This is a genomic window from Geodermatophilus sp. SYSU D00079 (genome assembly GCF_054050635.1).
In genome coordinates this window covers 52,424-66,883 of the sequence record NZ_JBJGZS010000027.1, presented here as the reverse complement: position 1 = coordinate 66,883, position 14,460 = coordinate 52,424, and the positions used below count along the sequence as shown (strand labels likewise).

Here is a 14,460-nt window from a genome sequence, read left to right as displayed (position 1 = left end):
GGGAGTCGCCCCTCGCGCCCCCGTCAACCCCCCCCCCCCCCCCCCCCCCCCCCCCCCCCCCCGGGGCGCCCCCCCCCCCCCCCCCCCCCCCCCCGCGTCGTCGTCTCCGCACCTCCGCCCTGGTCAGGCGGTCGTCGCCGTGCACAGCCCTGTGTGACGGAGACCACACGGAGGCCTCTCGGGGTGGTCGGACTCCTGTTGTCGCCGACCACCCCGACACGCCAGGTTCCTTGCCACGAATCGGCGCAGGTCCGACTTCTCTTGGAGGTGCACGTGAGCGGTACGACGACGTCCGCCCGCAGGTCAGGACGACCTCGGTGGTGGATCGGGCTGCTGTCGGTCCTGGCCCTGGTGCTGTCCGCATGTGGCGGTGGGGCTTCGGCCGGCAACGGCAGCAGTGCCGGTGAGATCGACCCGAACGGCACCTTCCGCTACGTGTTCGTGCAGAACCCCTCGACGTTCGACCCGCACCGGTCGGCGAACCCGTGGGACATGATCTTCTTCCGGCTGGTCTACGACCAGCTGATCATGCTGGACGAGAACGACGAGCTCGCGCCGCAGCTGGCCACCTCGTGGGAGTTCGTCGACGGCGAGACCGCGCTGGTGATGGAGCTGCGCGACGACGTGACGTTCACCGACGGGACGCCGTTCAACGCCGAGGCGGTCAAGGCCAACATCGAGCGCGCCAAGACGCTGGAGACCGGCACCCTGAAGGGGCAGCTGGCCCGGGTCGAGTCGGTGGAGGTGGTGGAGGAGTTCACCGTCCGCATCAACCTCAACGGCCCCGGTGGTGACCTGCCGGCGCTGTTCTCCGCCACCGCGGGCAGCATGATCAGCCCGGCCGCGTTCGACAACCCGGACCTGGACCAGAACCCCGTGGGCTCGGGCATGGCGACGCTGGTGGAGTACGTGCCCGGCCAGGTGACCCGCTACGACCGCAACGAGGAGTACTGGGACCCGGAGGCGGCCAAGGCCGCGCACTACGAGATCCTCGTGCAGACCTCGGCCACGACGCGGTTCAACATGCTGCAGACCGGCCAGGCCGAGCTGACCTACCTCGACCCCTCCCAGGCCGAGCAGGCCCAGGCGGCGGGGCTGAACTCGGCGCCGTCGAAGAGCCTGTCGATCATGTCGATGTACATGAACACCGGGAAGCCGCCGTTCAACGACGTCCGGGTGCGCCAGGCCATGGAGCACGCGGTCGACCGGCAGGCGATCGTCGACGGGGTGTTCTTCGGCCTGGGCGAGCCGGTCGCGCAGTACATGCCGCCGGACCACTGGGCCTACGACCCGGACATCACCCCCGAGGGCGAGTACGGCTACGACCCCGAGCGGGCCCGCGAGCTGCTGGCCGAGGCCGGCTACCCCGACGGCGTGGACTTCGAGATGCTCGTCCCGAGCCTCGACGACCACCGCGCGGTGGCCGAGGCGCTGGTGCCGATGCTCGCCGAGGTCGGCCTGCGGGCGACCACGCGCGTCGTGGAGTCGCCCACGACCGCCGTCACCTTCTACGGCCGCCAGGAGGGCAACGTGTTCCCCGGCATGGGTGCGCCCTTCGCCGACCCGACGCTGCCCTACCAGGCCAGCCTGCCCGGCCAGTTCTCGAACCCGTGGAACACCACGACCGACGAGTTCCAGCAGGCGTGGATGGACTCCCTGCGCGGGGCCACGCGTGAGGCCCGCGTGGACGCCATCCACCGGATGGTCGAGGAGGAGAAGGCGATCCGGAAGAACTTCCCGATCCACGCGCACTTCCCGCCCAGCGCCTGGACCGACCGGGCCGTGTTCCCCGAGGGCTACGAGCCGGCCTACGCCCCCACCTTCCGGGGGGTGGGCGTCACCGCCTGACCGAGGCGCGGGCGGGCTGACACGGCCAGCCCGCGCCCGGACGACGCACCGGGACGGCCGGGCGGGGTGCACTCCCCGCCCGGCCGTCGTGTCCCTGCTGCAGGCGGTGACTGCGCTGCTCAGGCGCGGAAGAACCGCGGTCTGGGGCGGGGATGGGGCCGTCGTCGGCAGTGTGACGTGGAACATGCCCCGGCCTCCCAAGGTGGTCGGTGTCCCGTTGTCCGGGTCACTCGCACCCAGCAGATTCAGAGCCACCAGAAGCGATGCGACCGGCGGGAGCCGGTGCTGAGGAGGACGGCATGGGGCACGCACTGCACGACCGCGTCGCGGTGATCACCGGCGGTGCGAGCGGCATCGGCCGGGCCACCGCCGTCCGGTTCGCCGAGGAGGGCGCCGACATCGTGATCGGCGACGTCCAGCCCGGCGACGAGACCGTGCGACTGGTCGAGAAGGCCGGCCGGCGGGCGGTCTACGTGCGCACCGACACCACCGTGGAGGCCGACTGCGACGCGCTGGTCGCCGCCGCGGTGGCCGAGTTCGGCCGGGTGGACGTCGGCGTCGCCTCGGCAGGCGTCTCCTCCGCGGCGTCCGACGCCGACCGGGTCGCCCGCCTGGAGAGCGACGCCGGCCACGTGACCACGTTGTCGACGGCGGCCTTCCAGCGGGTCATGGACATCAACGTCACCGGCGTGATGATGACCAGCCGGGCGCTGGCGCGGCAGATGCTGGCGCAGGGGACCGGCGGCTCCATCATCACCATCGCCTCGACCGCGGCCAAGATCCCGATCGCCGGCGCTGCGCCCTACTGCGTGTCCAAGGCCGGCGTCTGGATGCTCACCAAGGTCATGGCCCTCGAGCTGGCCACCACCGGCATCCGGGTCAACTCCGTCGGCCCGGGCTTCACCACGACGCCGATGTGGGACGTCGCCGAGGACAGCCCCTCGCACCAGTGGGCCATGAGCATCACGCCGATGCACCGCAACGGGACCCCGGAGGAGCAGGCCGCGGCCTGTCTGTTCCTCGCCAGCGACGAGTCCTCGTTCGTGACCGGTCAGATCCTGCACCCGGCCGGCGGCCAGTTCACCGACTGAGCCACCCCCGGCCAACCCCTCTTGGAGGTCCGTAGTGAGCGGTACGACGTCCGTGCGCAGGCCCCGGCGACCACGCCTGTGGGTCGGCCTGCTCACGGTGCTGGCGCTGGTGCTGTCCGCCTGCGGCGGCGGCAGCACAGCCGGCGATGGCAGCGGCGGCGGCAGCGCCGGTGAGATCGACCCGAACGGCACCTTCCGCTACGTGTTCGTGCAGAACCCCTCGACGTTCGACCCGCACCGGTCGGGCAACGCCTGGGACATGATCTTCTTCCGGCTGGTCTACGACCAGCTGATCATGCTGGACGCGAACGACGAGCTCGCGCCGCAGCTGGCCACCTCGTGGGAGTTCGTCGACGGCGAGACCGCGCTGGTGATGGAGCTGCGCGACGACGTCACCTTCATCGACGGGACGCCGTTCAACGCCGAGGCGGTCAAGGCCAACCTGGAACGGGCCAAGACGCTGGAGACCAGCACCCTGAAGGGGCAGCTGGCCCGGGTCGAGACCATCGAGGTCGTCGACGAGTTCACCGTGCGGCTGAACCTGAACGGTCCCGGCGGTGACCTGCCCAACCTGTTCACCGACCGGCTGGGCAGCATGATCAGCCCGGCGGCGTTCGACAACCCGGACCTGGACCAGAACCCGGTCGGCTCCGGCATGGCCACGCTGGTGGAGTACGTGCCGGGTCAGGTGTCGCGGTACGACCGCAACGAGGAGTACTGGGACCCGGAGGCGGCCAAGGCCGCGCACTACGAGATCGTGGTGCAGACCTCGGCGACCACGCGGTTCAACATGCTGCAGACCGGGCAGGCCGAGCTCACCTACCTCGACCCCTCGCAGGCCGAGCAGGCCGCGAGCGCGGGGCTGAACTCCGCGCCGTCGAAGAGCCTGTCGGTGATGTCGATCAACATGAACGCCGGTAAGCCGCCGTTCGACGACGTCCGGGTGCGCCAGGCGCTGCAGCACGCCATCGACCGGCAGGCGATCGTCGACGGCGTCTTCTTCGGTCTCGGCGAGCCGGTCGCGCAGTTCATGCCGCCGGACCACTGGGCCTACAACCCCGACGTCACCCCCGACAACGACGAGTACGGATACGACCCGCAGCGGGCCCGCGAGCTGCTGGCCGAGGCCGGCCACCCCGACGGCATCGAGTTCGAGTGGCTGGTCCCGAGCCTCGACGACCACCGCGCGGTGGCCGAGGCCCTGGTCCCGATGCTCGCCGAGGCCGGGATGACCGCGAACACGCGGGTCATCGAGTCGCCCACGACGCCGGTCACCTTCTACGGCCGCCAGGAGGGCAACGTCTACAACGGCATGGGGGCGCCGTTCGCCGACCCGACGGTGCAGTACCAGAACTACCTGCCCGGGGCGTTCCGCAACCCGTGGAACGTCTCCACCCCGGAGTTCGAGCAGGCCTGGCTGGATGCGCTGCGCGGCACGACGCCGGAGGAGCGCGCCCCGGCCATCCACCGGATGGTCGAGGAGGAGAAGCGGACCATGATCTCCTTCCCGCTCCACGCGCACTTCCCGCCCAGCGCCTGGACCGACCGCGCCGTGTTCCCCGAGGGCTACGAGCCGGCCTACGCCCCCACCTTCCGCGGCGTCGGCGTCACCGCCTGACCCCCGGGCGCGGGCGGGCGGGGAACGCGAACCGCCCGCGCCCGGTGCTCCTCCGCAGCTCCACCGGCCCCGCCGCCCCGCGGCACACCCCGGACCACCGATCCCGGCAGCGCACCGTTGCGCCGCCGTACCGAGAGGAAGCCAGCGCATGCGTCTCGACGGCAAGGTCGCGGTCATCACCGGCGGCGGCTCCGGCATCGGCGCCGCCACGGCGGAGGCGTTCACCCGTGAGGGCGCCCGCGTGGTGATCGCCGACATCGACGGCGCCGCGGGGGAGTCCGTGGCCAAGGAGCTGCGGGCGGCCGGGGCCACGATCGACTTCCTCGAGGCCGACGCCTCCCAGCAGGCCGACCTCGAGCGGGTCATCGGGTACGCGACCAGCACCCACGGCCGTCTCGACGTCCTGCACAACAACCACGTCTCGTTCGAGGCCGGACGGATCGGCGACCTCACGTGGGACGGGCTGCGTCGCTCCCTGGACGTCGGGCTGGTCTCCTACTGGTACGCCATCAAGCTGGCCCTGGAACCCATGCTGGCCCAGGGTCGCGGGTCGATCGTGAACACCGCCTCGGTCTCCGGGCTGGCCGGCGACTTCGGCCTCGGCGCCTACAACATGCTCAAGGCCGGCGTCGTCAACCTCTCGCGGGTCACCGGCATCGAGTACGCCCGCAAGGGCGTGCGGTGCAACGCCGTCTGCCCCGGCCCCATCGGCACGCCGCCGATCGACCGGCTGCACGACGCCGCGCCGGCGACGTGGGAGGCCATCCGGGAGGCCATCCCGATGGGTCGCTACGGGCGCGCCGAGGAGATCGCCAACGCCGTCCTGTTCCTGGCCTCCGACGAGTCGAGCTTCATCACCGGCACCCACCTGGTCGCCGACGGCGGGCTGTGGGCGCACTCGGGGATGCCGCCGATCGGCGGCCTGGGCCCGGACTTCTGAGCACGTGACACCCGGGGGGCTGCCGCCGCCATGAGCACCGAGCCGTCCGGCGTCCGGGTGACGCCGTACCTGCCAGATCCGCTGGCCGACCACCGGACCCCCGGAGCCGACCAGCACCGGGTCGCGGCCCACGCGCCCCGGATCCCCGTTCCGAGTCGTCAGGAGAGCACGCGATGACCACGCTGGAGATCCCGAACATCGGGACGTTCGACATCGAACTGCTGGAGGAGGGGAGCGGCTCGCCGCTGCTGTACCTGCACGGGTACGAGCGGCACCCCGGCGCCGCCGGCTTCCTCAAGCAGCTGGCCGAGAGCCGCCGGGTGCTCGCGCCGGAGCTGCCCGGCTACGGCAGGTCCACCGGCTTCGAGAACTTCACCGACGTCATCGACGTCGCCCTCTACCACCGCGAGCTGGTGGAGTCCCTCGGCGTCGAGAAGGTCGACGTCGTCGGCCACTCGCTGGGCGGGATGTTCGCCGCGGAGCTGGCGGCCATCGCCCCGCAGCTGGTCCGCCGGCTGGTGCTGGTCAACCCGTTCGGCATCTGGCTGGACGACGAGCCGGCGCTGGACCCGTTCGGCGAGGCGGGGGCGGTGAAGGCCGCCAAGTGGCACGGCGAGGCGCCGAAGCAGGAGCCGACGAACTTCGTGCCCGACCCCGACGACCCGCACGGCGCCATCCTGTTCAGCGCGCAGAACCTCGGCACGGCCACCAAGTTCATGTGGCCGATCGCCGACCGCGGGCTGCGCCGTCGCCTGCCGCTGATCGACGCCCCGACGCTCGTGGTGCACGGCACCTCCGACGGCCTGCTGCCGGTGTCCTACGCCGACGAGTTCGTGCGCCTGGTCCCGAACGCGGAGCTCGCCCTCATCGAGGGCGCCGGCCACTACCCGATGGTCGAGCAGGAGGACGAGTTCGTGTCCGTGGTCAGCAAGTTCCTGGACGCCTGAGCCGAATCGACGGAGGAGAGACGACATGGGCAGGGTCGAAGGCAAGGTCGCGCTGGTCACCGGCGGCGCGGCGGGCATCGGTCGGGAGACCGCGGTCACGCTGGCCCGCGAGGGCGCGAAGGTGGTCATCGCCGACCTCAACCTGGACGGCGCCAAGGAGACCGCCGCCATGATCGGGGACGCCGCGACCCCGATCTACTTCAACGCGACCGACCAGCAGTCGATCGAGGAACTGGTCGCGGCGGTCATCGGCGAGCACGGCCGGGTCGACGTCATCCACAACAACGCGGCCCTGGTCGGCCCCGACGCGTGGTTCACCGACTCCACGGTCATCGACACCTCGGTCGAGATGTGGGACCGCGCCTTCGCGACCAACGTCCGCAGCATCTTCCTGATCTGCAAGTACGCGCTGCCGCACATGGTCGAGAACGGCGGCGGCTCGATCATCAACATGGCGTCGGTGGGCGGCATGCGGGGCGGCACCGCGCTGACGGCCTACGGGACGACGAAGGCCGCCGTCATCGGCCTGACCCGGCACATCGCCGCCCAGCACGGCAAGCAGGGGGTGCGCTGCAACGCGATCGCGCCCGGGGTCATCCAGACCCAGCAGCTGCTCGACGCCGTCCCCGACCTGCCGGCCGCGGCGCTGGCCACGGTCGCCTCGCCGCGGGTGGGGCTGCCCAGCGACATCGCCAACATGGTGCTGTTCCTCGCCTCGGACGAGTCCGCGTTCGTCAACGGCGAGACCTACCGCGTCGACGGCGGCGCGATGGAGGCCGGGTCCAGCGGCCGCTGACCCCGCCCCACCCGATCCGCACCACCCCACACCCAGCCCCGGGAGGGCCCCGTGATCAAGCTGACCGTCCTGTACGACCGTCCCTCCGACGTGGAGGCGTTCGAGGCCTACTACATGGCCAACCACGTACCGCTCGCGCGCAAGGTGCCCGGCCTCCGGGACATCGAGGTGACGCTGTTCCAGCCCGGCCCCGACGGCTCGCTGCCGGAGTACCACCTGATGGCCGAGCTGACCTTCGACGACCCGGCGGCCATGCAGGCCGGCCTCGGGTCGGAGGAGGGCAAGGCGCTCGGTGCCGACGTCGCCAACTTCCCCGGCACCACGTCGTCGACGCACCTCGTCGGCGTCGTCGCCTGAGCGCCCCGGCCAGGGAGGAGACCCCGCGATGAAGTTCCACTGGTTCGCCCAGCAGTACTACACCAAGCTCCCGCCGGACTACGGCGACGTGAACCGCAGCTCCTGGGTGACCGCACCCATCACCGTGGCCGACCCCACCCAGGTGGGCGAGGACTACCACATGTACATCCGGCTGATGCAGCAGGCCGACGGCCTGGGCTGGGACTCGCTGCTGCTCAACGAGCACCACCAGACGTCGCTGGCGATGACGCCGTCGCCGAACCTGATCGCCAGCATCCTCGCGGCGACCACGGAGAACGCGGCGATCGCGCTGTGCGGCAACTCCCTCGCGCTGTACAACCCGCCGATCCGGGTGGCCGAGGAGATCGCGATGCTCGACTGCCTCTCCGGCGGCCGGATCATCGCCGGCATCGTCTTCGGCACCCCCATGGACACCGCGTTCTCCTACGGGGTCCCGCCGATCGAGCTGCGCGAGCGCTTCCACGAGGCCCGCGACCTGATCAGCCGCGCGTGGAAGGCCGAGGAGCCCTTCGCCTTCAACGGCAAGTACACCCAGCTGCGGTACGTGAACACCTGGCCGCGGCCGGTCCAGCAGGACATCCCGGTGTGGATCCCCGGCAGCGGCAGCCCGGAGACCTGGGACGTCGTCAACGCCCTCGACTACTGCTACGGCTACCTGTCCTTCTCGGGGAAGCAGAGCGCCGAGCCCATCGTGAAGGGGTTCTGGGACTACACCGAGAGCCAGGGGGCGAACATGAACCCCAACCGCATGGCCTTCACCCAGGTGATCTGCTGCGCCGACACCGACGAGGAGGCGGAGCGGCAGTACTCCGAGGCGGTCAAGTACTTCTACCGGCAGAACCCGACCGCCATCGAGTTCGCGACCCCGCCCGGCTACAACACCCCCGCGTCGATCCGGAGCACCCTGGACCGGGCGAAGGTGATCAGCAACGAGGAGCGGCTCAAGGCCGCGCGCGGCGAGCTCAGCTTCTGGGAGTACGACGAGCTGGGCTACATCATCGCGGGCACCCCGGAGCGGGTGGCGCAGCGCGTGCGGGCGCTGGCGACCGACCTGCGGATCGGCCAGCTGATCACCTGCATGCACGTCGGGAACCTCCCGGAGGAGGTCGCGGCGGAGAACAACCGGCTGTTCGGCACCGAGGTCATGCCGCAGCTGCGGGACCTCTGGGCCGACCAGGAGGACCGCTGGACGCCGAAGGTCTCCCAGGAGCGGGTGGCCGCGAAGTTCGGCAGCGGGCTGCCGCAGTAGGCGGTCCGGGCGGCCGGAGGACCGCCCCGGGGGCCGGGCGACGCCGCGCGCGTCGTCCGGTCCCCGGCGCGGGGACCCCGGGCGGTGAGGGTGGGCGGGACGACGAGCGGAGTGGGGACGATGAGCGGCGGCAACGGACGGACGGCAGTGGTGACGGGGGCGGCCCGCGGGATCGGGGCGGCCGTGGCCCGTCGGCTGGCCGGGGACGGCTTCGCCGTCGGGGTCCTGGACCTCGACGAGCGCGGGGCGGAGGAGACGGCGGAGCAGATCGAGGCGGCCGGCGGGCGGGCGGTCGCCGCCGCCGTCGACGTGGCCGACCCCGAGGCGGTCGCCTCGGCCGTCGACCAGGTCACCACGGCGCTGGGACCGCCGACGGTCCTGGTGAACAACGCCGGTGTCACCCGCGACAACCTGCTGTTCAAGATGACCGAGTCCGACTGGGACACCGTCATGGACGTCCACCTGCGCGGCGCGTTCCTCATGACCCGCGCGGTGCAGAAGCACATGATCGAGGCCGGCTGGGGCCGCGTGGTCAACCTGTCGAGCATCTCGGCGCTGGGCAACCGCGGTCAGGCCAACTACTCCGCGGCCAAGGCCGGCCTGCAGGGCTTCACCAAGACCCTCGCCATCGAGCTCGGCAAGTTCGGCGTCACCGCCAACGCCATCGCCCCCGGCTTCATCCAGACGGAGATGACCAGGGCGACCGCCGAGCGGGTCGGCGTCCCGTTCGAGGAGTTCATGGCCACCGCGGCCGCGGAGATCCCCGTCCGGCGGGTCGGACAGCCCGAGGACATCGCCTCCGTGGTGTCCTTCCTCACGGGCGAGGGGGCGGGGTTCGTGTCGGGACAGGTCGTCTACGTCGCCGGCGGGCCACGCGCCTGAGCAGGGTGACCGGCCGGCACGGGGGCAGCCGGAGCCCGGTGCTCCCGGAGCGGGCCCCGCCCGCCCGCCAGTACCACCGATCTCGCAAGAAGCCAGAGAAGAAGTAGGGACGGACATGACGCAGAACGGTCGGATCGTCGTGCTGGGCGGCGCCCGGACACCGGTGGGCAGCTTCGGCGGGGCGCTGAAGGACGTGCCGGCGCACGAGCTGGGTGCGGCGGCCACCCGGGCCGCCCTGGAGCGGACCGCGGTCGCACCCGAGGACGTCGACGAGGTCGTCATGGGCTGCATCGGGCAGGTCGGCGCGGACGCCTACAACGCGCGGCGGGTGGCACTGGCCGCCGGGCTGCCGACCCGGACCCCGGCGCACACGGTGAACCGGCTGTGCGGCTCCGGCCTGCAGGCGGTGTGGTCGGCGGCGATGCAGATCCGCTGGGGCGCGGCCGGCATCGCCGTGGCCGGCGGCGACGAGTCGATGTCGCGGATGCCGTTCTACGACTTCGGCGCCCGCAGCGGCTGGCGGCTGGGCGACCGCACGCTGGTCGACGGCACGGTCATGATGCTCACCGACCCGTTCTCGGAGATCCACATGGGCGTCACCGCCGAGCGGGTCGCGGAGCGGTACGGCGTCAGCCGCACCGAGCAGGACGAGTTCGCCCTCGAGTCGCAGCGGCGGGCGGCCACCGTCGAGGCCAAGGCCGCCTTCGACGAGGAGATCGTGCCGGTGACCACCGGGGGGCGCCGGCCCACGACGGTCGCCGCCGACGAGCACCCCAAGCCCGGCACCACCGCCGAGGCGCTGGCTGCGCTGCGGCCGGCGTTCCAGGCCGGCGGCACGGTCACCGCCGGCAACGCCTCCGGTATCAACGACGGCGCCGCCGCGCTGGTGCTGACCACCGAGGAGGTGGCCCGCGACCGCGGTGCCACCGGCCTGGTCGCGCTGGAGGCGGTGACCACCGCCGCCCTGGAGCCCGAGCTCATGGGCTACGCCCCGGTGCTGGCCCTGCAGGCGCTGTTCGCGCAGACCGGCACCACCCCGGCCGACATCGGCACGGTGGAGCTCAACGAGGCCTTCGCCGCGCAGGCGGTCGCCTGCATCCGGGACGCCGGCCTGGACCCCGAGCGCACCAACCCCTACGGCGGGGCCATCGCCCTGGGCCACCCGGTCGGCGCCACCGGGGCGATCCTGACCCTGCGGGTGGTGCAGGACATGCTCCGCCGCGACCTCGAGCTGGGCGTGGTGTCGATGTGCATCGGCGGCGGCCAGGCGCTGGCCGCGCTGTTCCGCCGGATCGGCTGACCCGCGCCGGCGGTCCCCGTCCCCGCCCGACCCCACCAGAGGAGACCCGCCCCGTGACCAGTACGACGGCCGCGCCCGCCGGATCCGCGAGCGCCGAGCCCGACGTCCCCGACCTCGTGGCCCGGACCCGGGAGCTGGTGCGCGAGGTGGTCCTCCCGGTGGAGGACCGGTTCGACGGCGACGTGACCGCCGCGGGCGGGGACGCGCTGCGCCGGGAACTGCAGGGCGCGGCGCGGGAGCGGGGGCTGCTGGCGCCGCACGCGCCGGTGGACGTCGGCGGCCTGGGGCTGTCGATGCTGCAGCGGGCCCGGGTGTTCGAGGCGGCCGGGTACTCGCTGTTCGGCGGGCTGGCGATCAACGCGGCCGCACCGGACGAGGGCAACGTGCACCTGCTGGCGCACGTGGCCACGCCCGCGCAGCGGGAGGAGTACCTGGCCCCGCTGGTGGCCGGGGAGGTGCGCTCGGCGTTCGCGATGACCGAGCCGGCGCCGGGTGCGGGCTCCGATCCGTCGGCGCTGGCCACGACGGCGTCCCGGGTGCCGGGCGGGTGGCGGATCGACGGGCGCAAGACCTTCATCACCGGCGCCGACGGGGCCGGCTTCTTCATCGTCATGGCCCGCACCAGCGGGGACCCGGGGGAGCGGGGCGGCGGCACGATGTTCCTCGCCCCGGCCGGCGCACCGGGTCTCGAGGTGGGCCGGCACGTGCCGACGATGGACCGCTCGATGGTCGGCGGGCACTGCGAGGTGGTGTTCGACGGGCTCGTCGTCGGTGACGACGCGGTGCTGGGCGAGGTCGACCAGGGGTTCGCCAACGCCCAGGTGCGGCTGGGGCCGGCCCGGATGACCCACGTGATGCGGTGGCTGGGCGCGGCCGTGCGGGCCCAGGAGGTGGCGGTGGAGCACGCGGCGGCCCGGCGCGGCTTCGGCAGCGCGATCGCCGACCTGGGCCTGGCCCAGCAGCTGATCGCCGACAACGAGATCGACCTCGCGGCCACCCGGGCGCTGCTGGACGTGGCCTGCGCGGCGCTGGACGCCGGCTCGTCGGCGGGGCAAGAGACGTCGATCGCGAAGGCGTTCGGCGGCGAGGCGATCGGACGGGTCGTCGACCGGGCGATGCAGCTGTGCGGGGGGCTGGGCGTGTCGGCGGACCTGCCGATCGCCCGCATCGCCCGCGAGGTCCGCCCGTTCCGGGTCTACGACGGGCCGTCGGAGGTGCACCGGTTCGCCATCGCCAAGCGCGCGGTCCGGGCCGCCCGGTCCCGGACGGCGTCGTGAGCGGCGTGCCCGGGCTGGACCTCGACGCCCTCTGCGCCCACCTCGTCGCCCGCGGGGTGGAACCGGCGGGCCCGCTCACGGCCGAGCTGATCGCCGGGGGCCGGTCCAACCTGACCTACGCGGTGACCGACGGTGTCTCCCGCTGGGTGGTGCGACGGCCGCCGCTGGCCGGCCTGACCGCCTCGGCGCACGACATGGTCCGGGAGCACCGGGTCACCAGCGCGCTGCAGGGGACGGCGGTGCCGGTCGCCCGACCGGTCAGCCTCTGCGAGGACGAGTCGGTGCTGGGCGCCCCCTTCACCGTCGTCGAGTGGGTGGACGGCGTGGTGGTGCGCGACCGCGACGACCTGGCCGCGCTCTCCGACGAGGTGCTGGGGCGGACCACCGACGGTCTGGTCGAGGTGCTCGTCGCGCTGCACGCGGTCGACGTCGACGCCGTGGGGCTGTCCGGGTTCGGCCGGCCGGAGGGCTTCCTCACCCGGCAGGTCGCGCTGTGGCGGCGCCAGTGGGACTCCGTCCGCACCCGGGAGTGCCCGGACCTCGAGCGGCTGCACGCCCTGCTCGCCGACCGGGTGCCGGCCTCGTCGGAGGTCGCCGTCGTGCACGGGGACTACCGCATCGACAACGCCATCCTCGACCGGGACGACCCGGGCACGGTCCGCGCCGTCGTCGACTGGGAGCTGTCGACGCTCGGCGACCCGCTGACCGACGTGGCGCTGATGTGCGTGTACCGGCACCCGGCGCTCGACGTCGTCCTCGGCCTGCCCGCGGCCTGGACCAGCCCCCGGCTGCCCGCGCCCGACGAGCTGGCCGAGGCCTACACCCGCCGCTCGGGCCGCGCCCTCGGCGACTGGCCGTTCTACCTGGGGCTGGCCCACCTCAAGCTGGCCGTCATCGCCGAGGGGATCGCCCACCGGGCCCACGCCGGCGCCGACGCCGGCCGGGACGCCCGGCGGGCCGCCGAGGCCGTGCCCGGCCTGGTCACCGCCGGCCTCGACGCGCTCGGACGCTGATGACCGGCACGCTGGCGGCTCCGGTCCCCACCCGGCCGGCCGCCCCGCGGGACGCCGGCAGCCGCGCGCCGGCCCCGACGGTGGGCGACCGCCCGCGGACCCTCGCCGAGGCCCGCGCGGCGGCGGGCCTGACGGCGACGGAGCTGGCCCGGGCGCTGCTGGTGAGTCGGCCGACCGTGGCCGCGTGGGAGAAGGGGGTCCGCCGCCCCGTCCGCGGGCACTGGCCGCTGCTCGGCGCGCTGCTGGGGCTGCCGGCCGCCGGGGTCGACGCCCTGTTCGCCGACTCCCCGCCGGCCCGGCTGGACGGCGTGGCGCTGCCGTCGCTGGCGTCGGTCCGGCGCCGGGCCGGGCTGTCCGGGCGGGCGCTGGCGCGCCTGGTGGCGGTGGCACCGACGACCCTGTCGATGTGGGAGACCGCCGGCGTCCGTGTGCCCTCGGGCGTCGCGGCCGAACTGGCCCGCGTCCTCGACACCGACGTGGCGGCCCTGGCGGCGCACCCGCCGCGCCGGCCGGCGCCGCCCGATCCGCGACCGCTGCGCCGCCTGCGCCGGGAGGCCGGCATGTCGCAGCGCGAGGCCGCGGCGTACCTGCGGATCGCCCTGGGGTCGCTGGCGCGGTACGAGGCCGGCGACCGGCGGGTGCCCGTCGCCGTGGCCCGGCGCATGGCCGTGGTGTACCGGCGGCCCACCGCGGACGTGGTGGGCTCCTGCGGCATCGAGCTGCCCCCGCTGCCGCCCGGGCCGCGCTGGCGACCGGAGGAGGTCCCCGGCGGCCTCCGGGCCGCGCGGCTGTCCGCCGGCCTCACCCGGGCCGGCCTCGGCCGCGCCGTCGACCGGTCGGGACAGACCGTCCGCGCCTGGGAGACCGGCGACCGGAGCCCCGGACCGCCGACGTGCCGCCGCCTGGAGGTGGTCCTCGGGCTCCCGGCCGGGACGCTCCCGGACCCGACGCCCTCCGTCCGCGCCGCGGCGCCGCGCCGCCGGCCCCTGCCACCCCCGCCGGACCTCCCGGCGGGCCGATGAGAGGAGTGGGCAGTGCACACGACGCCCTGCGACCACGGCAACCACACGTTCTGCACCGGCGAGTGCGCCTGCGTCTGTCACGGGGACGACGACTGACGC

At 73.6% G+C, this 14,460-nt stretch carries 13 protein-coding genes; all 13 read left to right on the top strand.

Features of this window, described 5'->3' with window-relative positions; all coding sequences use genetic code 11:
- The first annotated feature begins 351 nt into the window (after positions 1-351).
- The 13 genes from ACI79E_RS18790 (at position 352) to ACI79E_RS18730 (ending at position 14,361) form a co-directional block, all read left to right on the top strand.
- Positions 352-1,848 carry an ABC transporter substrate-binding protein gene (locus ACI79E_RS18790; RefSeq protein ID WP_456934086.1) on the top strand — a complete coding sequence of 499 codons (1,497 nt, stop codon included), beginning with the start codon at positions 352-354 and terminating at the stop codon, positions 1,846-1,848.
- Positions 1,849-2,147: 299 nt separating this feature from the next.
- Positions 2,148-2,939 (top strand): SDR family NAD(P)-dependent oxidoreductase, encoded by a 792-nt coding sequence (locus tag ACI79E_RS18785; RefSeq protein WP_456934085.1) that lies wholly within the window; start codon positions 2,148-2,150, stop codon positions 2,937-2,939.
- Between the two features lie 34 nt (positions 2,940-2,973).
- Positions 2,974-4,557 (top strand): ABC transporter substrate-binding protein, encoded by a 1,584-nt coding sequence (locus ACI79E_RS18780; protein WP_456934084.1) that lies wholly within the window; start codon positions 2,974-2,976, stop codon positions 4,555-4,557.
- A 148-nt stretch (positions 4,558-4,705) separates the two neighbouring features.
- Positions 4,706-5,497: an SDR family NAD(P)-dependent oxidoreductase gene (locus ACI79E_RS18775; protein WP_456934083.1), complete on the top strand. Its 792-nt coding sequence runs from the start codon at positions 4,706-4,708 to the stop codon at positions 5,495-5,497.
- A 173-nt stretch (positions 5,498-5,670) separates the two neighbouring features.
- Positions 5,671-6,444, top strand: coding sequence for an alpha/beta fold hydrolase (locus ACI79E_RS18770; RefSeq protein ID WP_456934082.1), 774 nt, complete (start codon positions 5,671-5,673; stop codon positions 6,442-6,444).
- A gap of 25 nt (positions 6,445-6,469) precedes the next feature.
- On the top strand, positions 6,470-7,240 hold the full coding sequence (locus ACI79E_RS18765) for an SDR family NAD(P)-dependent oxidoreductase (protein ID WP_456934081.1): 771 nt from the start codon (positions 6,470-6,472) through the stop codon (positions 7,238-7,240).
- 51 nt (positions 7,241-7,291) lie between these two features.
- A complete protein-coding gene (locus ACI79E_RS18760) occupies positions 7,292-7,597 on the top strand; it encodes an EthD family reductase (protein WP_456934080.1) in 306 nt (101 codons plus the stop codon).
- Between the two features lie 28 nt (positions 7,598-7,625).
- Positions 7,626-8,867, top strand: a complete 1,242-nt coding sequence (locus ACI79E_RS18755) for an LLM class flavin-dependent oxidoreductase (RefSeq protein ID WP_456934079.1) — start codon at positions 7,626-7,628, stop codon at positions 8,865-8,867.
- A 120-nt stretch (positions 8,868-8,987) separates the two neighbouring features.
- Positions 8,988-9,749 carry a 3-oxoacyl-ACP reductase FabG gene (fabG, locus tag ACI79E_RS18750; protein WP_456934078.1) on the top strand — a complete coding sequence of 254 codons (762 nt, stop codon included), beginning with the start codon at positions 8,988-8,990 and terminating at the stop codon, positions 9,747-9,749.
- A gap of 115 nt (positions 9,750-9,864) precedes the next feature.
- A complete protein-coding gene (locus ACI79E_RS18745; RefSeq protein WP_456934077.1) occupies positions 9,865-11,049 on the top strand; it encodes a thiolase family protein in 1,185 nt (394 codons plus the stop codon).
- Positions 11,050-11,102: 53 nt separating this feature from the next.
- Positions 11,103-12,326: an acyl-CoA dehydrogenase family protein gene (locus ACI79E_RS18740; protein ID WP_456934076.1), complete on the top strand. Its 1,224-nt coding sequence runs from the start codon at positions 11,103-11,105 to the stop codon at positions 12,324-12,326.
- Positions 12,323-13,339, top strand: coding sequence for a phosphotransferase family protein (locus ACI79E_RS18735; protein WP_456934075.1), 1,017 nt, complete (start codon positions 12,323-12,325; stop codon positions 13,337-13,339). The genes ACI79E_RS18740 and ACI79E_RS18735 overlap by 4 nt, the downstream gene beginning before the upstream one ends.
- Positions 13,339-14,361 carry a helix-turn-helix domain-containing protein gene (locus tag ACI79E_RS18730; RefSeq protein ID WP_456934074.1) on the top strand — a complete coding sequence of 341 codons (1,023 nt, stop codon included), beginning with the start codon at positions 13,339-13,341 and terminating at the stop codon, positions 14,359-14,361. The genes ACI79E_RS18735 and ACI79E_RS18730 overlap by 1 nt, the downstream gene beginning before the upstream one ends.
- Positions 14,362-14,460: the final 99 nt, after the last annotated feature.